The organism is Hymenobacter endophyticus, from assembly GCF_032464715.1.
GTDB classification, from domain to species: domain Bacteria; phylum Bacteroidota; class Bacteroidia; order Cytophagales; family Hymenobacteraceae; genus Hymenobacter; species Hymenobacter endophyticus.
In genome coordinates this window covers 140,141-165,041 of the sequence record NZ_JAWDJT010000002.1, presented here as the reverse complement: position 1 = coordinate 165,041, position 24,901 = coordinate 140,141, and the positions used below count along the sequence as shown (strand labels likewise).

21 protein-coding genes are annotated in these 24,901 nt (G+C 61.4%); 11 read left to right on the top strand and 10 right to left on the bottom strand.

The features are described 5' to 3' along the window. Nucleotide 1: 1 nt before the first annotated feature. From ROI90_RS03010 to ROI90_RS02990, 5 genes are all read left to right on the top strand, one after another. Nucleotides 2-1,033, top strand: coding sequence for a sensor histidine kinase (locus ROI90_RS03010; protein ID WP_315996870.1), 1,032 nt, complete (start codon nt 2-4; stop codon nt 1,031-1,033). A gap of 11 nt (nt 1,034-1,044) precedes the next feature. Further along, a complete protein-coding gene (locus ROI90_RS03005) occupies nt 1,045-1,839 on the top strand; it encodes a LytR/AlgR family response regulator transcription factor (protein WP_315996869.1) in 795 nt (264 codons plus the stop codon). A gap of 165 nt (nt 1,840-2,004) precedes the next feature. Continuing rightward, nucleotides 2,005-3,276 (top strand): phosphopyruvate hydratase, encoded by a 1,272-nt coding sequence (gene eno, locus ROI90_RS03000; RefSeq protein ID WP_315996868.1) that lies wholly within the window; start codon nt 2,005-2,007, stop codon nt 3,274-3,276. A gap of 198 nt (nt 3,277-3,474) precedes the next feature. Beyond that, nucleotides 3,475-3,789 carry an FtsB family cell division protein gene (locus ROI90_RS02995; RefSeq protein ID WP_315996867.1) on the top strand — a complete coding sequence of 105 codons (315 nt, stop codon included), beginning with the start codon at nt 3,475-3,477 and terminating at the stop codon, nt 3,787-3,789. 39 nt (nt 3,790-3,828) lie between these two features. Continuing rightward, nucleotides 3,829-4,269 (top strand): hypothetical protein, encoded by a 441-nt coding sequence (locus ROI90_RS02990; RefSeq protein ID WP_315996866.1) that lies wholly within the window; start codon nt 3,829-3,831, stop codon nt 4,267-4,269. A 63-nt stretch (nt 4,270-4,332) separates the two neighbouring features. Here the strand turns inward: ROI90_RS02990 and ROI90_RS02985 are convergent, their stop codons facing one another. From ROI90_RS02985 to ROI90_RS02965, 5 genes are all read right to left on the bottom strand, one after another. Continuing rightward, complete coding sequence (locus ROI90_RS02985; RefSeq protein WP_315996865.1) at nt 4,333-5,694, bottom strand: RagB/SusD family nutrient uptake outer membrane protein; 1,362 nt, start codon at nt 5,692-5,694, stop codon at nt 4,333-4,335. A gap of 27 nt (nt 5,695-5,721) precedes the next feature. After that, nucleotides 5,722-8,793 carry a SusC/RagA family TonB-linked outer membrane protein gene (locus tag ROI90_RS02980; RefSeq protein ID WP_315996864.1) on the bottom strand — a complete coding sequence of 1,024 codons (3,072 nt, stop codon included), beginning with the start codon at nt 8,791-8,793 and terminating at the stop codon, nt 5,722-5,724. 113 nt (nt 8,794-8,906) lie between these two features. Continuing rightward, entirely contained in the window at nt 8,907-10,118 is a 1,212-nt protein-coding gene (locus ROI90_RS02975) for an anhydro-N-acetylmuramic acid kinase (RefSeq protein WP_315996863.1), read from the bottom strand. 189 nt (nt 10,119-10,307) lie between these two features. Further along, the gene (gene hscA, locus ROI90_RS02970; RefSeq protein ID WP_315996862.1) at nt 10,308-12,167 is read right to left on the bottom strand and encodes a Fe-S protein assembly chaperone HscA; all 1,860 of its coding nucleotides are present in this window, start codon (nt 12,165-12,167) and stop codon (nt 10,308-10,310) included. Nucleotides 12,168-12,631: 464 nt separating this feature from the next. Further along, the gene (locus ROI90_RS02965) at nt 12,632-13,009 is read right to left on the bottom strand and encodes a hypothetical protein (protein WP_315996861.1); all 378 of its coding nucleotides are present in this window, start codon (nt 13,007-13,009) and stop codon (nt 12,632-12,634) included. Nucleotides 13,010-13,123: 114 nt separating this feature from the next. On the opposite strand from ROI90_RS02965, the gene ROI90_RS02960 reads away from it, so the two are divergent. After that, nucleotides 13,124-13,984, top strand: coding sequence for a murein L,D-transpeptidase catalytic domain family protein (locus ROI90_RS02960; protein WP_315996860.1), 861 nt, complete (start codon nt 13,124-13,126; stop codon nt 13,982-13,984). Between the two features lie 10 nt (nt 13,985-13,994). Further along, entirely contained in the window at nt 13,995-14,447 is a 453-nt protein-coding gene (locus tag ROI90_RS02955; RefSeq protein ID WP_315996859.1) for a hypothetical protein, read from the top strand. A 54-nt stretch (nt 14,448-14,501) separates the two neighbouring features. Here the strand turns inward: ROI90_RS02955 and ROI90_RS02950 are convergent, their stop codons facing one another. Then, the gene (locus ROI90_RS02950; protein ID WP_315996858.1) at nt 14,502-16,865 is read right to left on the bottom strand and encodes an alpha-amylase family glycosyl hydrolase; all 2,364 of its coding nucleotides are present in this window, start codon (nt 16,863-16,865) and stop codon (nt 14,502-14,504) included. Between the two features lie 296 nt (nt 16,866-17,161). Between ROI90_RS02950 and ROI90_RS02945 the strand changes: the two genes are divergently transcribed. Then, nucleotides 17,162-17,992, top strand: a complete 831-nt coding sequence (locus tag ROI90_RS02945; RefSeq protein ID WP_315996857.1) for a murein L,D-transpeptidase catalytic domain family protein — start codon at nt 17,162-17,164, stop codon at nt 17,990-17,992. A gap of 204 nt (nt 17,993-18,196) precedes the next feature. Here ROI90_RS02945 and ROI90_RS02940 read toward each other — a convergent pair whose 3' ends face one another. From ROI90_RS02940 to ROI90_RS02930, 3 genes are all read right to left on the bottom strand, one after another. Then, nucleotides 18,197-19,267, bottom strand: coding sequence for an Ldh family oxidoreductase (locus tag ROI90_RS02940; RefSeq protein ID WP_315996856.1), 1,071 nt, complete (start codon nt 19,265-19,267; stop codon nt 18,197-18,199). Between the two features lie 167 nt (nt 19,268-19,434). After that, nucleotides 19,435-20,391: a Ppx/GppA phosphatase family protein gene (locus ROI90_RS02935; RefSeq protein WP_315996855.1), complete on the bottom strand. Its 957-nt coding sequence runs from the start codon at nt 20,389-20,391 to the stop codon at nt 19,435-19,437. Nucleotides 20,392-20,504: 113 nt separating this feature from the next. Beyond that, nucleotides 20,505-21,389 (bottom strand): class I SAM-dependent methyltransferase, encoded by an 885-nt coding sequence (locus tag ROI90_RS02930; RefSeq protein WP_315996854.1) that lies wholly within the window; start codon nt 21,387-21,389, stop codon nt 20,505-20,507. Between the two features lie 102 nt (nt 21,390-21,491). Between ROI90_RS02930 and ROI90_RS02925 the strand changes: the two genes are divergently transcribed. The 3 genes from ROI90_RS02925 (at nt 21,492) to ROI90_RS02915 (ending at nt 24,049) form a co-directional block, all read left to right on the top strand. Then, nucleotides 21,492-21,980, top strand: coding sequence for a DinB family protein (locus tag ROI90_RS02925; protein WP_315996853.1), 489 nt, complete (start codon nt 21,492-21,494; stop codon nt 21,978-21,980). Between the two features lie 245 nt (nt 21,981-22,225). After that, nucleotides 22,226-23,023, top strand: a complete 798-nt coding sequence (dapF, locus tag ROI90_RS02920) for a diaminopimelate epimerase (RefSeq protein WP_315996852.1) — start codon at nt 22,226-22,228, stop codon at nt 23,021-23,023. A 24-nt stretch (nt 23,024-23,047) separates the two neighbouring features. Then, nucleotides 23,048-24,049 (top strand): ABC transporter ATP-binding protein, encoded by a 1,002-nt coding sequence (locus ROI90_RS02915; protein ID WP_315996851.1) that lies wholly within the window; start codon nt 23,048-23,050, stop codon nt 24,047-24,049. Between the two features lie 5 nt (nt 24,050-24,054). Here ROI90_RS02915 and ROI90_RS02910 read toward each other — a convergent pair whose 3' ends face one another. Then, nucleotides 24,055-24,861 carry a hypothetical protein gene (locus ROI90_RS02910; protein ID WP_315996850.1) on the bottom strand — a complete coding sequence of 269 codons (807 nt, stop codon included), beginning with the start codon at nt 24,859-24,861 and terminating at the stop codon, nt 24,055-24,057. Nucleotides 24,862-24,901: the final 40 nt, after the last annotated feature.

The window sequence follows — 24,901 nt, the reverse complement described above, 5'->3', positions numbered from 1 at the left end:
TATGAGACTTTCCGGGATGCGCCGGTGGGCCACCGGCTCCGATGCGAAGCTGGTCGGTGGCTACTGGGCCGTGGTGGCGCCGGTGCTGCTGCTGCAATACGTGGCCGATACGGGCTGGGCCTGGTGGCGGGTGCTGCCGGTGGTGGCCGTGACGGTGCTACTGGACACGGCTATGGTGGCCGTGCTGGTGGAGCGGTTTCTGCCGCTGTTTCTGAGCCGGAGCTGGTGGCGGGGGCTGGTGCAGCTGCCGGTGCTGCTGCTGCTGAGTGGGGGGCTGTATCTGCTGCTGTACGGGAGCTTGCTGGGGCACCGCATCGATTTGTCGGGGGGACGCCTTGTGCTGGGAGTGGTGGCTCACGCGAAAAGCTACGGGCTGCTGGCCGTGCTGCTCACCGGCAAGCGGTATGTGCAGCTGCAACAAACCCTGCTGCGTACCCGCCAAGCCCAAACGGAAAGTGAGCTGCGCAACCTCAAAGCCCAACTCGACCCGCACTTTCTGTTCAACAACCTCAACGTGCTGCGCGGCCTGATTCAGCACGACCCGGCGGAGGCCCACGAGTTTTTGAATCGCTTCGCGGCGCTCTACCGCTTTCTTATCCGCTACAAGGAGGAAGACGTGGTGCCGCTGAGCGAAGAGCTACAGTTTGCGCGGGAATACATCTACCTGCTGCGGCACCGCTTCGGGGCAGCCTACGACTTCCAGGAGGAAATAACCCCCACGGCCCGCTTGCAGCAGCTACTGGTGGTGCCGGGGACAGTGCAGCTGCTGGTGGAAAATGCCATCAAGCACAACGCCGGCGACGAGGAAAATCCGCTGATCATCACCATTACGGTAGCCGAGGCGGCCCTGACGGTTTCGCACCCCCGCCGGCCCAAGCTCACGGCCGTGGAGTCGATGGGGACGGGGCTGGCTAACCTGCGGGAGCGGTACCGCCTGCTGTTTGGCCGGGGCATTGCGGTAGAGCAAAGCCCCGCCATCTTTGCCGTAACAGTTCCGGTGGTGCCGCTGGGACAGATAGGGCCGGCTGCTTAACGGAAACACGCATGAACATTCTGATTCTGGAAGACGAGGAGCTGGCCGCGCGCCAGACGGTGGAGTTTCTGCGGCAGGCCGGTGCGGTGACCAGGGCCGCCCCGCCCGTGCTGCGGAGCGTGGAAAAAGCCCTGGCGTGGCTGCAAACCAACCCCATGCCCGACCTGATCTTCTCCGATATCGAACTACTGGACGGCAACGTGTTCCTGCTCTACGAGCGGTTTGCGGTAACCTGCCCCATCATCTTCACTACCGCCTACGACCAGTTTCTGCTGCCCGCCTTCCGGGGCAACGGCATTGCGTATCTGCTCAAGCCCTTCACCTACGAGCAGTTTCAGGAAGCCCTGGCCAAATACCACGGTCTGAAAACCAGCCTGAGCCGCCCCGCCCCGGCAACGGCCCCGATTTTGACGCCGGAGGTGCTGCGCGAGCTAAGCCAGGCTCTACGGCAAAATAGCCAGCCCCAGTACAAACAGCGTTTTTCGGTACGGATGCGCAATGGCCTGTACGTGCTGCCGGTGGAGGAAGTAGCCTACATGCAGGCCGATGAAGGCGTAGTATTCGCCGTGGACCGCGCCGGGGCGCGCTACCCGTTGCAGGGCACGCTCACGGAGCTGGAGCGGCAACTCGACCCGGCCCGCTTCGGGCGGCTGAACCGCTCGGAGCTGGTCAATATTGCCTTCGTGGAGCGTAGCGAGGCCTATTTCAACAACCGGCTGGCCGTAACGCTGCGCGGCTTGCCCGGAACGCCGCTGCTTACCAGTACCGCCCAGACCCCGGAATTCCGCCGCTGGCTGGAAGGGTAGTGCGCTATGCGCTTTTTTCGGTGCTGGCTTGGCAACTGCCGGATTTCGCACTGGGCAAAAACCATCAATTGAGTACCTTGCCTTCGCAACGCGGTACCCCGGCCCGGTGGGCGCGGGTGCTGCGGCGCACGGCGTTGCATTCCTTACTCAACCAACTTTTCTCTCATGAGCATTATCACCGAAATTCACGCTCGTCAAATTTTCGATTCGCGCGGCAACCCGACCATTGAGGTAGACGTGACCACCGAAAGCGGCACTGTGGGCCGTGCGGCCGTGCCTTCGGGCGCCAGCACCGGCAAACATGAAGCCGTAGAGCTGCGCGACGACGACAAAGCCAAGTACATGGGCAAGGGCGTGCTGAAGGCGGTGGAAAACGTGAACACCAAAATTGCCGAAGAGCTGGTGGGCTTCTCGGTGTTCGAGCAGGGTTTGCTCGACAAAATCATGCTGGAGCTGGACGGTACGCCTAACAAGGCCAACCTGGGCGCCAACGCCATTCTGGGGGCTTCGCTGGCCATTGCCCGCGCCGCTGCCGCCGAGGCGGGTATGCCGCTGTACCGCTACGTGGGCGGCGTAAATGCTACCACGCTGCCCGTGCCGATGATGAACATCCTGAACGGCGGCTCGCACGCCGACAACAGCATCGACTTCCAGGAATTCATGATTATGCCGGTGGGTGCTACTTCGTTTTCGGAGGCGCTGCGTTGGGGCACCGAAATCTTCCACCATCTCAAAAACGTGCTCAAGAAGCAAGGCTTCAGCACGAATGTGGGCGACGAGGGCGGTTTCGCACCCAACATCAAATCCAACGAAGACGCCATCAAGATTGTGTTGCAGGCCATTGAAACGGCTGGCTACAAGCCCGGCGACGACGTGATGATTGCCATGGACGCCGCGGCCTCCGAGTTCTACTCCGATGGCCACTACCACTTCAAGAAGAGCACCGGCGACAAGCTGACCTCCTCGGAGATGGTGAGCTACTGGACCGACTGGACCAAGAAATACCCCATCATCAGCATCGAGGATGGCATGGACGAGGACGATTGGAGCGGCTGGAAGGCCCTCACCGACAGCATCGGCTCAACCACCCAGCTGGTGGGCGACGACCTGTTTGTGACCAACGTAAACCGTTTGCAGCGCGGTATTGATGAGCAGATTGCCAACGCCATCCTCATCAAGGTTAACCAGATTGGTACGCTCTCGGAGACGATTGACGCCATCAACCTGGGCCGCCGCAACGGCTACAAGAGCATCATGAGCCACCGCTCGGGCGAGACGGAGGACAACACCATTGCCGACCTGGCCGTGGCCCTGAACACCGGTCAGATCAAAACCGGCTCGGCCTCACGCTCCGACCGGATGGCCAAATACAACCAACTGCTCCGCATTGAGGAGGAACTGGGCGAAGTGGCCTACTTCCCCGGCCGCAAAATGTAAATCACGGATTTAGACGGATTTTTCGGATTACGCGGATTTCTGTGGAACGGCACCGTTGCCTGAGGGCGGCGGTGCCGTTTTGCGTGCTGCGGGCTCAAAACCGGATGACGCCGGAATGGAGAGAATACCGGATATTTGTTTGGGCCGACTGCAAAACCAGGGTGTGGCCCACCCGACATCCGCCTTACCTGTACCGGCATGAGTGCTTTGGAAATATTTGAACGGGTTCCGCGCTTTCTGCGCAGTTTCTACTTCCTGGCCGGCGTGGCGTTTCTGGCCTGGATGTTCCTGTTCGACGCCAACGACTTCGTGAAGCAGTACGATATGTACGCCAAGTGGCAGGAGCTGAACAACGACAAAGAGTACTACCTGCGCGAAATTGACAAGGTAAAAAAGGACCGCGCCGAGCTGCTGAGCAGCCCCGAGCTGCTGGAGAAGTTCGCCCGCGAAAAGTACATCATGAAGCGCCCGGGCGAGGATGTATTCGTGCTGGTGCCCCAGGAGCAGGAGTAGCCACCGCAGCCCTGGCGTGGTAGTTGCCGGCGAATGGATATGCCTGACCTCCCCAAAATGAAAGCCTGCCTGACGATTCTGCTGCTGCTGTGCCCGCTGCTGACGTGGCCGCAGCAACAGCCGCGTAACTCCCAGGTACAGGTGGCGCGGCAGTTTCTGCTGGCGGTGCTGGGCGGCAACTGGGACGCGGCGTATCAGCACCTCAGCCCGACGGCCCGGCAGCAACTGCCGCTACCGGCCTTCCGCACCGCCACCCAACCCATCATCGACCAGGCCCGGACCTACGGCCCCGTCATCGACCTGTACAAGCTGGGCTACCGGCTGCGGGAGGAAGATGCCATCCAGTCGTTCGTGGCTTTTACCTACCGCGCCGACAGCTTGCGCCCCGGCCCGCATGTGCAGTTGGACGTGACGTTTCAGGATTCCTCAGCCCGGCAGATTCAGGGTTTTAGCATCGTTCCGCTGCGGACAAGTAAGTAGATGCACAACGCAAAAGGCCGCTACCCATGAGGAAGCGGCCTTTTTTTATGAACTGGTACCGGTTTAGATGGAAGGGTCAGTAGGTGTATTTGGGTTGTTCACGCGCTCCTGCTGAGGGTAGGGGTAGAAGTTGCGGGTCCGTTCCGTGAGGCTGGTGGGCGGAGCGGGGCGGCCGAAGCGGCGGCTGTCGTCGAGACGCAGGCCGGAAAGGTAGAGCTCGGCACTGCGCTGCTTGTACACTTCCAGGAGCAGATCGGGCACCGTCACCGGGCCGCTGTAGGCAGGCAGGTTGGCGTGCACGCCCCACGGGTCGCCGCTGGCCTGGGTGCGTACCGCGTTGATGTCGAGGAGGGCGGCTGCGGTGTTGGGCGAGGCCGCGCGCAGGTTGGCCTCGGCCCGGATCAGGCGCATCTCATCGGGCAGATAGGCTGGAATAGCGCTGTTGATGGTGCCGAAGAAGCCCGCCAGGGTCCGGATGTTATCGGTGCTGCCGTTGTTGGCATCCACCACTACCGGGCCGGTGAGGTAAAACGCCAGGCGGCCGTCCCCGGCTTCTACCAGACTGGCGGGGAGACCAAACCGGTCACGAGGCCGGAAATTGGTGCCGGCCAGGGCCGTGAACTGGTACACGGGATTAGGGTTCTGGGCCGAGTAGGTAAAGCCCGAGCGCACCGTCAGCGTCACCTGGTTGGCGGCCGTGAGGGCGGCGGCGTAGTTGCCGGCCATCAGGTTGAAGCGCGCTCGGTAGGCCTGCACAGTGTTGAGCAGGCTGAAGTCGGCCCCGAGTACCTGCGTAGTAAACTCCGTGGAAGGCGGGGTGGCAGTCAGCTCCTGCACGGCTTGGTCGAGCAGACTAATGGCCTGGCCCAGCAACTGCTGCCGCGGCACGAAACTGGGAGCTGTACCGGTAGTTACAGGCCCCTGTTCGAAGCCCAGAGCCACGCCGGCGAGGGCCGAAGCCTTGAACAGATACGCGTGGGCCAGCACCCCGCTACGCGCGGCGGCATCGGCCGCCAGCACCGTGGGCGCGGCTTCAATGAGGCGGTCAGCCACGCCGATTACGCGGTAGTTGCGGGCAAACAGGGCGGAGGTGTTGGCGTTGCTGGGGGAGAGGTTGGCGCCGCCCTGTTCCAACTCAGTAATGTTGAAAAACGTGGTGATGCCCTTCACCTCGCGGCTGCTGGTGCCGGTGGTGAGGATAATGGGCTCCAGGGCCGCCGTGGAGTACAGCTGGCGCAGGCCCACGCTCAAGGCAAATACGCCTTCACGCGTGGTCAGGGTCTGCTCGTCGGTGGCGGCGTTGGGGTTGGGCAGGTCAAGCTGGCAGGCTCCTAGCAGGCCCAGGCCGCTGAGCAGCAGCAGTGCCAGGCCGCGCCGCGCCACAACCGGCAAGCAGGGGGATAGGCGGGTGAGTGAGAAATTCATATCGAGAGGAAGTAAAAGCCGGAAAAATCAGAAGGACGCGTTCAGGCCCACCGACAGGGTGCGGGGAATGGGCACTTCCACGAAATCGAAGCCGCGCACGGCGTTGCTCTGGCCCGCGGCGCTAACCTCCGGGTCGTAGCCGGAGTAGTCGGTGAACACCCAGAGGTTGCGGCCCGATACCGAAACGCGCAGATCCTTCAGGCCCAATAGCTTCGGGCGCAGCAGGTAGCTGATGGATGCCTCCCGCAGCTTCACGAAGGAGCCGTCCTCAATCCACACGTCAAACGTGTTGTAAGTGGCCGTGCTGCTGCCTTTTGGTACTTCGCCGCGCAGCTCCCGCTCGTAGCGGGCCAGGCCCCCGAAAATGTCGCGGGAGCCCACGCGCTGGGTGAAGTTGAACACGTCGAAGCCCTGTTGGGTATCAAACTGCACCCGCAAGGTGAGGCGGTTATCGAGCAGGCTGACCTCGTTGATGAGGGAGGCCACAAAATTGGGGTTCGGGTCGCCCAGCACCCCGTTCACCAGGTTACCGGAAGGCTGGCCGTCGGCGGCACGCTGGGGCGTGTTGGGGGCTCCGAAAGTGCCCTGAATGCCCCGCTCACGCTGGGGCAGGCCGGCGGGCGTGAGCAGCAGGGAGCCATCGGGGTTGCGGGCCGAGTAGGTGCCGTAGTAAGTGCCCAGCGGCTGGCCCTCCACCGCCGCCACCAGCCCAAAGCCGTTGGGGAAGGTGACCAGGCCGTTCGGGATGTTAGTGATGCGGTTACGGTTGCGGGAGTAAGTGGCCGTCACGTTCCAGCGTACCGCCGTGGTTTGCACCGGCGTGGCCCGCAGCAGCAGCTCCAGGCCCTTGTTGCGCATGTTGCCCACGTTATCAAAGCGGGTGCTGAAACCGGAGCTGAAGTTCAGGTCGCGCTGGAGCAGCAGATCCTCCACCCGCTTGTCATAGTACGAAAACTCCAGGCCCAGCCGGTCTTTGATAAAGCTGGCGTCGATGCCCGCCTCAAACTCCTTCTGCCGCTCGGGTTTGAGCTGGTCGTTGCCTTGCAGAGTGGAGGTAACCAGGCCCGGCAGCGTGCCCACCGTCACCGGGTCGAAGTTGGTAAACCGGTCGTAGGGGCCGATGGCCGTGAGGTTGCCGGCCTGCCCGTAGGAGGCCCGTAGCTTGAATTGGGGCACCAGCTGGGCCAGGGAACCCGCCCGCCAGAATTCCTGATCCGACAGCACGTAGGAGGCGCTTAGCTTGGGATAGTACTGGGTGCGGACTTTGGTACCGTACACGGAGGCAGCATCCACGCGCAACGCACCGGTCAGAAACAGCCGGTTGTAGAGCCCCACCGTCTGCTGCACGAAGGCCCCGCGAATGGTGCGCTCGGTGCGGTAGTCGCCGAGGTAGCGCGGGTTTTGCACTACCGACGTACCGCTGGCCGTCGTCTGAATAACCGGTGAGAGGCCGATGGTCTGCTGGGCCGTTTGCAACGACTGCTCCGACTGCAGGGTGCCGCCCAGGGTGGTGGTACTGGCCAGCCACTCCATAAAGTCGCGGCGGTAGCCCAGGGTCAGGTCGTTGTTGACGAGCAGGGCCGTGCGGTCGGCGCGGCGGGCCAGGCCGGTGCTGTACGTGGGGGCCGTGCTGTTGGTCGGGATAAAGCCGGTAGCCACCTGGGTGCTGGCGTCGTAGCCCAACACGTAGTCGATGGTGAAGCCGGCGAAGGGCGTCAGGTTCAGCTGCGCGTCGCCGATGAAGCGGGAGGTGCGCTGGCGAAAATCAAAGCGGTCCACGGCTTCCAGCGGGTTGGTACGGGCAATATTGGCGGCGGTGCTGGGGTAGCGGCCGGTTACCGGGTCCCGCTCAGGATTGAGGTAGTTGTTGGCGAAAATAAAGCCCGTCAGCGCCCCGTAGGCCTCGTTGATGCCGCCGTTGGGTACTTCCCGGCTCTGGCTCAGGGTGTAGTTGGCCCCCACGCTCACGCTGGCCTTGGAGCCCAGGGTCTGCTGGAGGCGCAGCCGCCCGCCGCCCCGGTTGAAGTCGGTGTTCTCGACAATACCCTGGTTGCGGAAGTAGTTACCAGAGGCGAAATACTTGGTGCCCGCCGCCCCACCGGTTACCGACACGTAATTGTCGGTGCCCACGGCCGTGCGGAAAATGTCCTTTTGCAGATCATAGCGCTGCACCGGCACCTGGGTGAGGTCGGCGTTGTTGGCCGTGTTGGCGAAGCGGAAAGGGTAGTCGTTGTAGTCGAGCGTCTTGCGGATCTGAGAAGTCAGGAACTGCGAGGATACCGTCACCTGAGGCTTGCCTTCCTGGCCGCGCTTAGTGAAAATCTGGACTACGCCGTTGCTGGCCCGGGAGCCGTAAATGGCCGCCGCCGCCGCGCCCTTAATCACCTCAATGCGCTCCACGTCGTTGGGGCTGATATCCACGAGGCGGTTCTGGGCGTAGCCGCCCAGGTCCAGCAGCTGGGGCGAGTCGTTGTTGATGATAACCCCGTCGATGATATAGAGCGGGTCGGAGGAGCCGGCCACGGTACTGGGGCCGCGCAGGCGCACGGAAATACCGCCGGCCGGGTTGCCGGAGTTCTGGGTAATCTGCACCCCCGCAAATTTGCCCTGCAAAGCCTGGTCAATCTGGGTGGGTACCGCCGTGCGCAGCTCCGCCCCCGAAACCGTGGCAATGGTGTTGCCCAGCTGCTTTTTGCTGGTGGCTACCGAAGTACCGGTTACTACCACATCATTCAGGCGTACCAAGTCCTCACTCAGGGCCACGTCGGGCACCGTCACGGTGGGGTCGGTGCCCAAGGTAACGGCGCGGCGCAGGGGCGTATAGCCCACCGAGCTGATTTCCAGCTGATACGCGCCGGGGGCAAGGCCGGAAGTCAGCTCAAAAGTCCCTTCCGCATTGGAGCTGGCCCCCAGCACCGTGTTGAGCAGGCGCACGGTGGCGCCGGGCAGGGCTTCGCCGCGGGCGTCCACCACGCGGCCCCGAATGGTATAACGGGTGTTCTGGGCCGTGGCAGACTGGGTATAGCCCAGCAGCGGAACCAGCAGGGCTATACCAGCCAGGTAACGTCGGTGCCCAGTGAGAGAGTAGGCGTGTGGCATAGAGAGTGAGGTAGGGGTGAAAAAGAACGGCTTGCCCCCGACCAAATGTGCGTCGAGGGCAAGCCACTAAACATAGCGAAAAGAAGGATGATTTGTACTTCCTATAGCCGCGTTTACCCCGGAAAAGAAATCTTACCCATACTTACGGCCGGCACCCGCTGCCGCCCGGCCCCAATGCTCACCGGCTGGCCCGCCACCGCCTCATTAGCCAGCAAAGCAAACAGGATGGCCTCCTTGGCATCGGGCAGCACGCCCAGCGCCTCGGTGGTAGAGAAAGTACAGGCGGGCAGCTGCCGCCGCAGGGCCGCCTGCAGGGCCGGGTTATGGGCCCCGCCCCCGCTGGCGTACACGGCCAAAGCCGGCTGCACCCCGAATACCTGCCGGGCCGCCCGCGCCACGCCCACGGCACTCAGTTCCGTGAGGGTTGCCAGGGTGTCTTCCAGGCTAAGCTGCGTGGTGTTGCTGCGCACCTGAACCTGCCGCAGATACGCCGGGCCAAACAACTCGGGGCCGGTGGTTTTGGGCAGCGGAGCCGCAAAAAATGGGTGAGCCAGCAGTTCCCGCAGCAGGCCTTCGTGCACTTGCCCAGCCGCCGCCAGCCGGCCATCCTCATCGTAGGCCAGCTCGGAGTGGTGCTGGCGTACGGTGGCATCCAGCAGGGTATTGCCGGGGCCGGTGTCGGTGCTGAAGGCAGTGCTGGCGTCCTGACTGGCCCGGGGCAGGTAGGTGAAGTTGGCAATGCCGCCCAGGTTGAGCAGCAGGCGTTCTTCCTGGGGGCTGCTGAGCAGCAGATAGTCGCCGTACGCGGCCAGCGGGGCACCCTCGCCGCCGCCGGCAATATGCTTCTGCCGGAAGTCGCTGAGCGTGATGATGCCCGTGCCCATAGCCACATGGTCACCGTCGCCAAGCTGTAGGGTGGCGTTCAGGCCCGCAAAATCGGGGTGTTGGTGCTGGTGGGCGGGAGCGTGGTACACCGTCTGGCCGTGGCTGGCTACCAGGTCTACTTCCGCTGGGGCAGTTTGCCATTGTTGCAGGCACTGCGTAATCATGGAGGCGTGGAGTTGGCCCAGCCAGGGGTTCAGCAGGGTGAGGTACTCCAGGCTCACCTGCCCGCCCGCAAACACCTGCCGGATGCGGCGGCGCACATCGTCGGAATAAGGTACCGTGGCAAATTGCTCCAGCTCCAGCCGCGTGCCGGTACCGTGCCCGTGCAGACGGCACAGGGCCACATCCAGCCCATCCAAAGAAGTACCCGACATCAAGCCAATGATACGGCGGCTGGGTTGCTGGGCTATCTGGTGCAGGCGGGCGAGGTGGGTATTCATCGGAACTTTTTATACTGTTTACTGCTGCTTCGGGAACCCAATGTAGCCCCCAAATTCGCTTTGTACCCTTTAGTGCCGGCCGCCGGGTGCCGCAACGAGGTGGGCCGGGCTGCGGACCAGAATTAAAAAGCCCAACTGTCAAGGCTGACAGCCGGGCTTTTGCTTTTCGAGTGCGGCCAGAGGCACCCGTTATTCAATCTTCTTGCCGGCCATAGCCTGGTTGATGCTGATGTTCATCACGCGCTCCGCGAAGGGGCGGGTGAGTTCTTCCAACTCGTCCACGGCTTTCAGGATGGTATCTTTTTGCTGCGTTTCGAGGGCGGCTTTCAGCGTGGCTACGCCGGCCTGGGTCTGGGCGGTTTCCTCGGGGGTGAGGTGCTGGCCGTTTTTCGCCACGAACCGCTCCACCTGGTAGAGCATCTGCTCGGCTACGGTGCGGGCCTCAATCACCATGCGGGCGGCAATGTCTTCGCGGGCGTTGGTCATGGAGTCCAGTAGCATCTGCTCCACCTGCTCATCGGTGAGGCCGTACTGGGGCTTGATTTCCACCGAAGTGCGGGTGTTGGAGCGCAACTCAATGGCCTCTACTTTCAGAATGCCGTCGGCGTTCAGGATGAAGTTGACATCTACCTTGGGCAGGCCAGCGGGCATGGCCGGAATGCCGCGCAAATCGAACTCGGCCAGCTTGCGGTTCTCCTTCACCAAGTCCCGCTCGCCCTGATACACCGATATTTTCAGGTTCACCTGTCCATCCACCGAGGTAGTGTACTGGCGGCCGGCTTTGGTCGGGATTTTGGAGTTGCGCGGGATAATCGGGTCCATCAGGCCGCCCAGGGTTTCAATGCCCAGCGTGAGGGGCGTCACGTCCAGCAGCAGCACGTCGCGGCGGTTACCACCCAGGATGTCGGCCTGAATAGCCGCGCCTAGTGCTACCACTTCATCAGGGTTAAGGGAGTTGTTGGCGGGCTGCTGGAAAAACGCCGAAACGGCCTCGTACACCAGTGGTACGCGGGTGGAACCGCCCACCAGCAACACGGCGCTCAGGTCCTGGGGTGTGAGCTTGGCGTCGGTGAGGGCTTGGCGGCAGGCGGCCAGGGTGCGGTCCACGAGGGGCTGCACCAGCGCGTTGAACTCAGATTTGCTCAGGCGCACCACCACGTCGTCGCCGAGGTTGCCGGCGAAGTCGTCGTGCTGGCTGAGGTAGCGCTTGGCCGACTCGGCCAGCAGCCGCAGCTCCTGCTGGAGCGGGCCGCTGCCCTGTAAGTGGCTCGTGAGGTTGTACTGGGCGGTCCAGTGGTCGGAAATGGCCCGGTCCAGGTCGTCGCCGCCCAGGTAGGTGTCGCCGTTGGTGCTCAGGACCTCAAAAATGCCCTGGTGCAGGTGCAGAATGCTGATATCGAAGGTGCCGCCGCCCAAATCGTACACGGCCACGGTTTTCTCTTCTTCGGGGTTGAGGCCGATGCCGTAGGCCAGGGCCGCCGCCGTGGGCTCGTTCACGATGCGCAGTACTTCCAGTCCGGCCAGGCGGCCAGCGTCGCGGGTGGCCTGGCGCTGGGAGTCGTTGAAGTAGGCGGGCACCGTAATAACGGCCTTGTTTACGGGCGTTTTGAGGGCGTGCTCGGCCCGGGCCCGCAGCTCCTTCAGAATTTCCGCCGACAGCTCGATGGGGGAGTAGAATGTGTCGCCTACCCGGATTTTCACCAGGCCCTCGGAGTTGTCGTCGATGACTTTGTAGCCCAGCTCCTCGGCGTGCTGGCCCAGGTCTTTGTAGCTCTTGCCCAGCAAGCGCTTCACCGAATAAATGGTGTTCTGTGGGTCGGTAAGCAGGTATTCCTTGGCCTCGGTACCCACAATAGGATCGTGGCCGGCCGGAAAATGCACAATGGATGGCACGATGGTGCCGCGCCCCTGGTCGTTGATGGCCTGGGGCTGGCGGCCGTCGGGGTGAATGTAGGCCACCAGGGAGTTGGTGGTGCCCAGGTCAATGCCCACAATAATTTCTTCCTGCTGCAGGCTCCCGGTAGAGAGGTTGATTGCGACTTTGGCCATATAAAACGAGGCAGGCAGATGCCCGCCGGGAAAAGCGAAAATGAGAGTAGTCCCCTGGCCCGGTATACCTACCGAAGCGAGGGAATGGTGCAAAAATACGCAACAAAAAAGCCGCGGGCTTTGCTGGTTAGCCTTTTGGTGTAGCAATTAGGTAGCATTTTGAGCATCAGGCCGGTAGAATGGAGAGCTAGGTGCCAGGCAGTCCGCCAAACGCCCGTGCAATATTCCGGCTATTTAAATCCGGTAGCTACACGTTGGTCGTACTCCTGAAACTGGCCCGCTCCGGTTTCAGCCCCTGGTTACGGCAAAAGCGCACCCATCGGGCACAGTTCGGCGCGGATGCTGCAAGCGGCCTTTACCAACCACAGCCTGTGACCCTGCGCCAGCCCGTTCACCCATGGCGGGTCGGGCGCATTGATACGGGCGGATAGCCGGGCCCTGGGTGAGTTCGGCTATCCTTTTTACTAGAGCGTGTTTGGGATTTTACAAAAACGTCGATGCCATCCTGCTTCAGCGGGCTCAGCAGGCCACAAAAACAAAATCCCAAACACGCTTTTAGAGAAGGAATTCAACAGTCGGCTGGTTGGCTTTTCTGGCCCTGCAACCAGGGTATATCTGGTGAGTTTTTGGCTTTCTGAATAGGTGCCGAAACGCGCGCAGTTATGTTTTGCGGGTACGCCATTCATCCCGCATTTGCGCTCAACCGCCGGGCGCAACCCGGCGGCTCCACGCATTGCTGATACCGCAGCCGCGACGTAAGTAGCTTCTGCACCGCGAAAACGGGAACTGCACTTTACGGTACCAAAACAGATGCGGGTGCTGAATAAAAACAGCGTCTCCACACTTGGTGGCAGAAGTAGTCCGGATTCTGGGCTGCTACCGACCTTCTCAAAAAGGGTAATAGCTTGGAATCCGGTTAATAAATACGGATTTTGGGCCTGCAATTACCGGCTGCCATGACCTTCACCGCACCTTTTTACCGGCCGCTTCTGCGGCGCTGCCTGGGGTATGTGCTACTGGTTGGCATGCTGGCCGGCTGCCAATCTTCGGCCACAGAGCTGCCCGCGGCCCGGTTGGTAGCCAGCGCCGCCCCCACTACGGCCGACTCCGCCACGGCCATTATGCCGTCCCTGTCCGATTCCTTGCGCCTGACGCCGCTGGAGCCCCTGGCCGCCGTGCCTGCCTCCTTGCACCAAGCCGTGCAGGCCCTGCACACCGCCCTGGGGCCCGAAGCAGCCACGCTGCGCCTGGAGGTGCTGGAGCGGGCCTGCGTAGGCTACCTGAATCTGCGAAAATTCGGTAAAATCAGTCAGCCGGGCATTCTGGCCGTGGCCGATATGGATTTGCCTTCCTCCGAGAAACGCCTCTGGGTGCTGGATCTGCGGAAAGCTGAGGTACTCCAGAACAGCCACGTGGCCCACGGTCGGGGCTCGGGCCACTTGCGCGCCCGGCGCTTTTCCAACGTCATGAAATCGGCCTGCACCGCCTTGGGCTTCTACCGCACCCAGGATACCTACCAGGGCAAGCACGGCCTCTCGCGCCGCCTGCGTGGCCTCGACGCGGGCCAGAACGACAACGCCCTGCGCCGCTACGTCGTCCTGCACGCCGCCGACTACGTGAGCCAGCAGCACCTGCAGCGCCACGGCCAGGCTGGCTACAGCCGCGGCTGCCCCGCCCTACCGCCAGATCAGTACCGCGCCATCATCCGCACGGTGGGGGAGGGCGGCTGCCTCTACCTCAGCGGCCCCGGCCTGGAATCGAAGTGGCTGAATCCCGAAGTAGCGGCTCAGCAGCTGGCCGCGCGGGGGTGGCGGTAAAGCGTCTGTGATGAAATACCCTAACCGTATCCGCGTCGACTTTGAGCGGCCAAGCCACGGCTGGCTGCCGGTTAAAGTCATTATGAATGACTTTGAGCTTGATATTGACGCTTCGGACGTTCCAGTCAACCCTATATATCTGTTGTATTTAGCAATTCTTGATGTGGTTGCTGGAATAGCGTCTAAGGTGTGGTGGCATCTGGAGCCAGTTGGCTATTATTTCGATTTCACCCAGCCACAGCCAGGACTATATCGCCTAGTTATCAGCTACCATTCCGATAGTCAAGTGCCAGAATTTCTGTACGAAACGAAAGGTAGCGCTGCCGACATCGTCCTGCCATTTTGCCGGGCCATCAAAAATCTGGATTCCTGTAAGTATGACGAGCAGGACTGGCCCAGTCTCGAAGAAAAGCAGCTAACTCATCTGTCAAACGTCATCGAATTATTGAAGAAAAGAGCATAAAAAAGTGCCTCAGGAAACTCCGGAGGCACTTTTGCAAATCATTGAGCCTACTTTTTACTTCACTATTACCTTCCGGCTCAGGCCTAGCTCCGGAATGGTCAGGTGGTAGACGCCGGCGGGCAGGGTGCGGGTTACGCGCAGGCGCTGCTCCGTGGAGCCGGGGTATAGGCGCAGGGGCTGCTCATGCACCGGGCGGCCCAACAAGTCCACTAGGCGCAGCGTAGCCGTCAGCTCCTTCGGCGACTGTACCACTACGTCAATCCGGTCAGCAGCGGTAGGGTTGGGATACACGGCCAGGTCGGCGCCGGAAACAGTGGCTTCCTTGGTGGCCGTGATGGTAGCTTCGCGCAGGGCGGTGCTGGTGAGTACGGCCGGAGCCGTGTAAGTGGCCTTTACAAAAGCACGCTGGGCGGGGTTAGTGGTAGCGGCATTCTTGGCGCGCAGCGTCAGCCAGCCGGTAGCCGTGGGCGTGTAGGTGCCCGTGAGGGTGCCGGTGCCGGTTTTGCTGCTCACAACGGTGGTGCCGCTTACTACTTCAACGGCTAAGCTACGGGTAGCATCGGTGGGGAATAGGGTATAGGTTACCGCTTTGCCCGAGGCCACGTAAATGCGGCCCGCCGTGCGGTAAGCCGTGGACGAAGCCGGCAGCTGCCCGCCCTGCTTCAGCGAAGAAGCGTGCGAGTCGCCCAGGTCGTCGGCCAGTTCCCATTCCTGGGTAGTAGCCATAGCCGCGCGATTGTAGTTGGTGTTGATGCCGGTAGGAGCCCACACCGAGTAGCCGCGCCGCCCGCCCGTGGCCGTGCCGTTGCAGGGCGGCGTGTTGATGCTCACCGTTTGGGAACTGCTTACCGTTACCGTAGCCGTACCGTTAGCTCCGGAATAATCTTTCAGGACGGTACCGGGCGCAAAGTCGCAGCTCACGGTATTGTTCTGCCAAGTGTTCCAGTTGTCGTTGATGCCAATTAGGGCCTTAGTGCTCCGCTCAATCACCAGATGGTCGGCGGCCTGCCAGCGCACTTTGTAAGCACCGTCTTTGAAGCGCAGATTCTGGTGGCACCAAATCAGGTTTTCGATGTCGGAGCGCTGGGGCAGGTCGGTGGTGTTGGTGGGCTGGTGGGAGTACCGCTTGCTGGTGCTGCCAATGTTGAACAGGTCCTCGAAGAAAATCTGGGGGGAGCCATCCACGGCCAGGGCTGCCGCGTAGGCCGGGGAGAGGCGGCCGTCCGACGGGTCGATGTGGGGCGCCAGCTCCGAGCCGGTATTCCAGCCGGTGTAGTTGCCGTTGGCGTCCGTCTGGGGCCGGAAGGTATCGTGGTTGTTCACGAAAGGCACGGTGCGGTGCACGTAGGTACCATTGATGTTTATCACCCGGGCTCCTTGCTGGTAGCTGGGCAGGCTGCCCAAATCAAAGTTGCCGCCCCCACTCACAATGCTGTAAAGGCCGTTGCGCAGCGAGAAATCAAAGGTGCCGGCGCGGTTCTGCACGTTGCCTACCCAATTGTCCATCTGCCCCGAGGAGCCCACCCATTCGCCCACGGCGTACATGGTGGCGCCGCCGCTGGCCCAGCCGGCGTTGCTTTGCATGTTGTAGAGGAAATCCTCCATGGCGAAGTCGGGGAAGTGCTTCACGGCATCCAGGCGCACGCCATCAAAGCCTTCCTGCTTCTTGTACCACACCAGCCAGTTGCGCACCTCATTGCGCATGTAGTCGGCGCCCTGGGCAGGGTTGAAGGTAGCGTTGGAGCTCTGGCCATAGGAGCCGTTGTAGTAGCTTACATCGGGTCCGAAGTACACGGCGTTCCAGTCGCCAGAGGTGGAGTTATTTCCGGGGTTGGGGTTGAAGTTCTGCCAGTTTTTGGGGAAGCGGCCGTTACGGGCCAGGTAGTTGGCGGCCGTTTCGTCGGTGGCGGGCTTGCTATAGCTCACGTACCGGAAGTTCTTGTACTTGCTGGTCGAGCCATCTTCCCAGGCCGCAGGGTCCTGGCCGCCGCCGCCGGTTTGGGAGCCCGCGCCGTCGTTGTGGTTGAGCACAATGTCCTGCACTACCTCAATGCCATTAGCGTGCAGCACGGCCACGGCCCGCAGCAGCTCATCCTTGTTACCTAGGCGGGTGGCGGTGAAGCCTTTTTGGTACTTATCCCCGAGGTCGTAGTTATCGAAGGGGGAGTAGCCGTTGCCCTGGTTGCCGTTCTTGATGCTCGGCGGCAGCCACACGGCATCAATGCCCATGGCTTTCAGGCGCGGAGCCAGCAGGGCAATATAGTTAGCCCAGCCATTGGGGTAATTAGAATTCCAATAGTCCCACCAGTAGCCTTGCAGAACTACTTTTTGGGCATTGGCGGGTTGGCCGCCCAAAACAAAAAGGGCAGCGGCGGCCAGGGTGAGCTTGCGCCACCGGGAGGGGGTACTCGTGTGCATGTGGGAATTGGTTGGTGGGAAAAAGAAACGGCGCGGGTGACGCCGCAAAGAGCGAATTTGGGGTTTCTAAAGTCGGTAATTAAATAGTAAAATACCGATGGTATGTTGCTGAATGCTGGTTCTGGTTTGGCCGTTTCTGGATGAGGAGGGAATTAAATGGGCCATTTTATCCTTATATTCAGATACTATTCGGGTGCTTATAGGCATCTGCAATGGCCGAATACTCGTAAGAACACGTGCGCCTGATTTTTGAATGCCCAGGCGTATTGTTCAAAACCTGAAACCGAACTGTGTCGATGGAAAACCAGAGTGTAGTGCGCCGTCAGCGTATCAAGCGCCGGGCCCGCCGAATGGCGCGCCGGATTTTGCCTTTCGTGGCATCCCTGTTTCTGGCCACGCCACTAGCTGCCCCGGTGCGCTCCAAGGCGGCTACCACGGGCTCCGAAATGCGTTTGCCTACGGCTGCAGTTACTAAAACCACGCTGTTTAGTCAGCACCTGCACGACCTCTACCGCGACCTGCAGGTGGAGCAGCAGGGCCTGCGCTTTGAGGTGTTCGAGAAGGCCATGACCGGTTACCTCAACCTAGACAAGCAAGGTAAGCTCAGCGAGAAGCAGTTGCTGACCGTAGTTGATTTCGAGCTGCCCTCCACGGAAAAGCGCCTGTGGGTGCTGGACTTGGAGGATAAGCAAGTGAAGTTCCACACGCTGGTTGCTCATGGCCATAATTCCGGCGAAAACATGGCCACCAACTTCTCCAACGAGAACGAGTCGAACATGAGCAGCCTGGGTTTTTACGTAACCCAGGGAGAGTACCAGGGTAAGCATGGCCGCTCCCTCAAGCTCAAGGGCTTGGATGAAGGCTACAACACCAATGCCCTGAGCCGCTCAGTGGTTATGCACGGTGCCGATTACGTGAGCGAGGACTTCATTCGGCAAAATGGCCGTCTGGGCCGCAGCCTGGGTTGCCCCGCGTTGCCCATGGATCAGAAGGACGCCATTATCGCCGCCGTGGAAGGCCAGACCTGCCTGTTTCTGAATGGTCCCGATCAGTCGTATTCCTCCAAGTACCTGAACCAGGATGTGGCCGTAACCAGCCTGCTCGACCGGGACAACCAGATGATATAAATCGGGGATGATGCAAATGAAGCCGCAGATGCCGCGGATTTGTTCTACTAACCGACAAAGACTCGTATACCGCTAACAAAGAGGGCAATCCTATCCAGGATTGCCCTCTTTGTTAGCGGCTCACGAACGGTAGAAGCTAGAGTGAATGCTCAGATCGTCAGAACACATCTGCGGCATCTGCGGCTTCATCTGCATCATCTCTGATTATAGCTTCACGCCAAACTTGCTACCCACCGTTTCCAAATCTTTAATAACTGCGTCGAGCAAGGGAATGCCGTCAAGTAAGCGTACGGCGGAGGTTTCCCGTTCCGGGTCGCCGGGGATAAGCACTTGGTGGCCCTCCACGGCCTGAGCCGAGCGGAACGTAGCAATCCAGTTGTCCATGTGGGCCTTGAACTCGTCGGCGGGGCGGAAGGCATCCACGCGCATGGCCCCGAAGAAGTGCCCCAGGCCCTGACCTACCGGGTTGGCGGAGGGCTGCAGGAAGGCCACGAACGGCGGCACCCAAGGCCCGTAGTTGGCCCCACTGAGCACGGCCGAGAAGATATCAACCATGGCACCTAGCCCGTAGCCCTTGTGGGAGCCGGTGGCCCCGCCCAGCGGCAGTAAGGCTCCCCCATTTTTCACGGCGTTGGCATCCGTAGAGCCTACGCCCTTCGCATCCTGGGCCCAGCCTTCTGGAATAGGTAGGTTTTTGCGTTGGGCAATTTCTAGCTTGCCGTTGGCGGCGGTGGTAGTGGCCATGTCCAGCACAAAATCGGGCTGCTCACCGGCGGGCACAGCCACGGCAATGGGGTTAGTACCCAGCAGGCGTTCAAGCGAGTAGGTGGGCGCTACCAGGGGGGAGGCGTTGGTCATGGCCACGCCAATCATATCGAGGGCCAGGGCCTGCATGGCGTGGTAGCCGGCAATGCCGAAGTGGTTGGAGTTCTTTACCGACACCCAGCCGGTACCCACCTGCCGGGCCTTATCGAGGGCTACCTGCATGGCCCGGGGGCCTACTACCAGCCCCAGGCCCCCGTCGCCGTCCACCACGGCCGTGCTGGGCGTTTCGTAGGTGACGCCGATGCGGGGCGTAGCGTTGATGCGGCCCGCTTCCCAGAGGCGCACGTAGCCCACCAGCCGCGCTACCCCGTGCGAGTCCACCCCGCGCAAATCCGCCGACAGCAACGTTTCCGTGGCTTGCGTCGCGTCGGCCTCGGGGCAACCCATGCTGCGGAAAACGGCTTCGGTGAAGGCAAACAGCTGGGAGTAGGAGAGCAGGGTAGGAGTCATAGAGGGAGTACGCACGCAGCGTAAGTAGCTGATGATTAAGAGAATAAATTGGGAAAAGGGACTGTTATTCTGAGCGAAGCGAGGAATCTGGGGTATGGGCCGAAACGGTTACCCCAGATTTCTCGGCACTGAATTGATGCGCCACCTGCTCGGAATAGGACTAAGGGCTACTCGGGGGTAGCCAGCATTTCGGCCAGCAAACCCTCTTTCAGGGCGTAGGCTGAGGTGCGGATGTTGGTAATGCCGGTAAGCTGCAGCACGTAGTCGATGAGTACCGAGGCCACTACCAGCATATCGGCGCGCATGGGCAGGATACCGGGCAGGGCCACGCGCTGCTCGTGGGTGAGGCTGAGCATCTGCTGGTAGCTGCGGCGGAAGCCCTCCGGTGTCAGCTCAGAGCTGGGTGGCAGTTCGGCTTCGGTGCGCAGGCGGCCCAGCTGCATATCGGCCAGGCTATCAAAGGAGCCGGACGCGCCCACCAGGCCCACCGGCCGAAACTGCTGCACGGCTTCGGCCAGGGGCTGCAGTACTTCCCGCAGATAGGCCTGCTCGGCGGCCAGGGCCTCGGGCGGGAACACGCCACTGGGGTCAGGGAAAAACTTGTCGAGCAGGCGTTGGGCCCCGATTTCAAAGCTGCGCTTCCAGAAAATCTGGTTTTCATCGGCCACAATAAACTCCACCGAGCCCCCGCCGATATCCATAATCAGGTGGGACTCCGGGCCCAGGGCCACGGCCTGCCGTACCCCTTTGGCAATGAGCTCAGCTTCCCGGTCGCCGGCAATAACTTCCACCCGAATACCAGTTTGCTCGAAGATATCCTGCACTAGCTGGGGGCCGTTTTGGGATACGCGCATGGCGCTGGTGGCCGTGGCGCGCACATCGGTAACCTGGTGCAGCTCCATTTCCTCCTTGAAACCGGCCAGGGCGTGCAAAGCCCGCTCGTAGGGGGCCTCGGCAATGCGGCCCTGGCTGATGCCGCCTTCGCCCAGGCGCACGCCCACTTTCGTGCGCAGTAGCTTAATGGGCTGCGCGTGGCGGGCCTCGGGCATTTCCACAATCAGCAAATGAAAGGTGTTGGTGCCCATATCAATGAGGGCCAGGCGGCGGTGGAGGGGCTGATGCACGTTAGAAGAAGGTAAGAGGGTGAGCGGGTAGGAAGGCAGGAGGGTAAGCTTTTCGCAGGAAAGACCGTCTTGACAGGTCAACTCCTATACGCTTACCCTCTTACCCACCTATGCTAATTGCCGAACCGGCAGAACGTGCCCAGAGGCAGTTTACGCGCCGCTGCATCGTGCAGGTAAATTTCTCCGATTTCGCGGGTCTGGCGAGCTGCCGGAAAGATTTCGTGTACCAGATTTTCCAGAATCAGAGCCGAGAAACCCAGGGAATACAGGTTAATCAGAAAAAAGTGGTCCTCGGGGTCGAGTAGTTCCTTGCAGAGCTTGAGCATTTCGTTTAGCTCATCCTCCAGCTGCCACTTTTCACCGTTAGGGCCGCGGCCGTAGGCGGGCGGGTCGAGGATGAGGCCCTGGTACTTGCTGCCACGCTTTACTTCGCGCTTCACGTATTTCATGGCATCTTCCACCAGCCAGCGCACGCCATCCAGGTTGGAAGCCTCCATATTGTCGCGGGCCCAGAAGTTCACCTGCTTCACCGAATCCAGGTGCGTAACATCGGCTCCGGCGGCGCGGGCGGCCAGGGTAGCGGCGCCGGTGTAGGCAAACAGGTTGAGCACCCGGGGCTGGGCAGCCCGGCGCTTGCGCGTCTGGTTGTAGATAAACTGCCAGTTGGGGTCCTGCTCCGGGAATAGCCCCACGTGCTTAAACGACGACATGCCCAGGCGGAACCGCAGCTTCAGCCCATCGGGCCGCTCGTAGCCAATCACCCACTGCTCGGGCGTGCCGGCCTTGATTTTCCACTGGCCCCGTTCCTGACTGCCTTTCTCGCGGGTGAAAATGGCGTTGGCGCGCTGCCACTCCGAGGCGGGCAGGTGCGGGTCCCAAATAGCCTGGGGCTCGGGCCGGGCCAGGATGTGCTTGCCGAAGCGCTCCAGCTTTTCAAAGTTGCCGGCGTCAATCAGCTCGTAATCGGCCCAGGGGCTGGTAGTCAGAAACGTGTACATAGAACGGGAAATAGGCTGCCCGGTCAGGCAGGAAGGCAAAGGTACGGCATGGCGAAGTTTCGGCTGGTATCGTACAATGCCGTACACCATGCCGCTACGCTCATGTCTGAAATCAACCGCCTGCTCGACCAGCTGCACCGTGCCTTCGACGGCGACGCCTGGTCGGGCCCCAACCTGCAAGTAACGCTGGCGGGCCTCCCGGCGGCGCAAGCGGCGGCCCACCCGCTGGCGGGGGCGCACAGCATCTGGGAAATTGTGCTGCACCTCACCACGTGGCTGCGGGTAGTGCGGCAGCGCCTGGCCACGCACACGCTCATTGGCCCCACCGATGCCGAAAACTGGCCTCCGCTGCCCGCCCATCCTGACGAAGCCGAATGGCAACGCGCCCTGACGGAGCTGCAGGGGGCCCACACGGCGTTGCTAACGGCCGTGCAAGAGCTGTCGGATGATGATTTGGTGCAGTTCCCGACGCCCTTGGCCGAGTATCCGGCTGGCACGCCGGGCTCCTGCTATGTGCTGCTGCACGGAGTAGTGCAGCACAACCAGTACCACACCGGTCAGATTGCCCTGCTGCGGAAGGCATTTGGCTGAAGCCGTGGTTATCCTAGGCTGTGTGGACAGTAGCGCTTCTTACTACCAACCAGAACGTCCTGCAGAGAGCAGCGCAGCATCTCGCGTGCTGATGGTGTAGTGCTATTCAGACCTCAGCACGCGAGATGCTGCGCTGCGTTCTGCAGGACATGGCGTTATGTAGGCTTGCTTACTGTCCACACAGCCCAAGGCGTGAGCGGTGTTCCGGCTGCTATGTGCCATCTTTGTTTTCTGATTTGACGGGTATGACGACACTTTCCTTTTTTAAGTACCAGGGCACCGGCAACGACTTCGTGCTGCTAGATGACCGGGCTCAGCTTTTCGACATCGACAACCACCAACTGGTGCGCTTCCTCTGCGACCGGCGCCGGGGCATCGGGGCCGATGGGCTGATTCTGCTGCGCCCCCACCAGCAGCTGGATTTTGAAATGGTGTACTTCAACGCCGATGGCTACGTGGGCTCCCTCTGCGGCAACGGCAGCCGCTGCGCCGTGGCCTTTGCCCATGACTTGGGCCTCATCAACCGGGAAACCCACTTCCAGGCCGCCGACGGACCTCATGAGGCGCACATTGATGAGGACGGATTAGTGCATTTGCGCATGCAGGACGTGCTGGGCCAGCAGGAAGTAGAGGAATACGGCATCTTCCTGGATACTGGCTCCCCCCACCTGGTGCGCTTTCAGCCCGCCAGTACCCTGGCCGAGCTGAACGTATTTGCCGAGGGCCGGGTCATTCGCTACAACGAGCGGTTTCGGGAGAAGGGTACCAACGTAAACTTCGTGGAAGCCCCAGCCGTGCCCGGACAGCCCTGGCAGGTGCGTACCTACGAGCGGGGCGTGGAAGACGAAACCCTGAGCTGTGGCACCGGCGTAACGGCTGTGGCCCTGGCTGCCAGCAAGCGGGGCGCTACCAGCCCCGTACACCTGCGCACCCCCGGCGGCGACCTGCACGTGGCCTACGAGGCCCGCCCCGACGGCTCCTTCACCAATGTGTACCTCAGTGGCCCGGCCCAGCGCGTGTTCAGTGGTACCATTGAGCTATAGCTCCGCGCTTTATTAGGTGAAGTAATGCCCGAAACCGACGACTTTCTGACCGTAACCGACCTAAGCCTGGCTGAGCGCGGCGCGGTGGCGCTGCAAAACATTAGCTTTCGGCAGGAGCCCGGGCAGCGGCTGGCATTGGTGGGTGAGTCGGGGGCGGGTAAGAGCACGTTGCTGCAGTGCATTGCGGGCCTGGTGCAGCCCACGGCCGGCGAAATCCGGTTTGCGGGCCGCCGCGTGAAAGGCCCCCAGGAAGTGCTGGTGCCCGGTCACCCCGGCATCGTGTATTTGTCCCAGAAGTCGGAGCTGCCGCACTCCTTGCGGGTGGAGCAGGTGCTGCGCTACGCCAGCAAGCGGCCCGCCGCTGAGGCTGCCGCCGTGTACGACGTCTGCCGGATTACCCAGCTGCTGACCCGCCGCACCGATGAGCTCTCGGGTGGGGAGCAGCAGCGCGTGGCGCTGGCCCGGCTGCTGCTGGCAGCCCCGCGCATGCTGCTGTTGGATGAGCCCTTCTCCAACCTCGACCGGGGCCATAAGCAGCAGATGCAGCGCATCATTCAGGAAGTGGGCGAGCAGTTGGCTATTACCTGCCTGCTGGTGTCGCACGACTCGGCCGATACCCTGCCCTGGGCCGATGAGCTGCTGGTACTGCAACAAGGGCAACTTATTCAGCAGGGCCCGCCTGAGCAGGTGTATCGTCAGCCCGTAAATGAATACGCGGCCGCGTTGCTCGGGGACTATTCAGTAGTGTCCGGCCCGGATGTGCGCGCCTTGTTGGCCGCGCCCCGCCGCAAGCTGCCCGGTACGGCCCTGCTGGTTCGGCCGGAAAACGTGCAGCTACTGCCCACTACCGAATCTGGAGTGCCCGCGCAGGTACAGGCAGTGCGGTTTATGGGCAGTTATTACGAGGCAGAAGTGCTGCTACCCGCCGGCTCCCGGCTCCGGGCCCGCTCCAATACTGCGCCGGTTATTGGGGCAACTGTAACGGTGCAGTTGTTAGCAAGTGCGCCAGTGTTTCTTAGCAACTAGGCAGGCTAGCCTGGCGGCGCCTTGCCGAAGGTTTTCAGCCGGATAGGTACGCCCAGTGTGGCGCTAAAGCCCGTGCCCCGGATATGCAGGGTAGTGGCCCCGCGCTGGGAGTTGTATTGGTACTGCACCGGCACCAGTAGCATGTCCGTCAGGCCCTGGGTGTAGTAGATGCTCAGGTTGAGCCGCTCCTTACCCAGCCGGTAGAACCGGGCCGTAACGCCGCCCATCAGAAACCCACCCCACTTTTGGCGCACGATGGTGGTTTCGTGAAAGTCGATGGTATCGTAGAGAAGGCCTCCGATGCTAGATCCGCCGCAATCCACGCAATTATTGCCTAGGCGGTTTACACCTGCGCCCAGTACCGCATCCAGCCGGAAGCTAGCTATGTATAGATGCCGGATACTGTCAATTTCCCCTAGATTAATTTCCCGGAATGTTTTGCTCAGCAGCACTGGAAACTGATGCATATACGCGCTTCTTCCGTGGCCTGCCCACGGCGGCCCGTATGGATTATGGGTGTATTGCTTTGGCATTTTGAGGCTATACGACCATGCCAACGCGCTGCCGCTGTAGCCGGCGGCCACCCCGAACCGCTCCCGGTGCTGCCACCGCAACATCACCACGGCCTGCTCGTCGAAGCTCACGTCTTTGAGCGTGCTGTAGGGTTTAAAGGGCGGTGTACCTTTGCCGAAGTAAGCCCCTTCGGCTTCGTTGTGGTTCAGACCCAGCCGTAAATCGAGGTAAAGCTTGCTTTGGCCCGAAGCTGTAGCACCCAGCAATAGCCCCACTGCCAGGAATAAATACTTGAGCATAATTGGATGATAAATAGTGCGGTAATTATACAGTGAATGC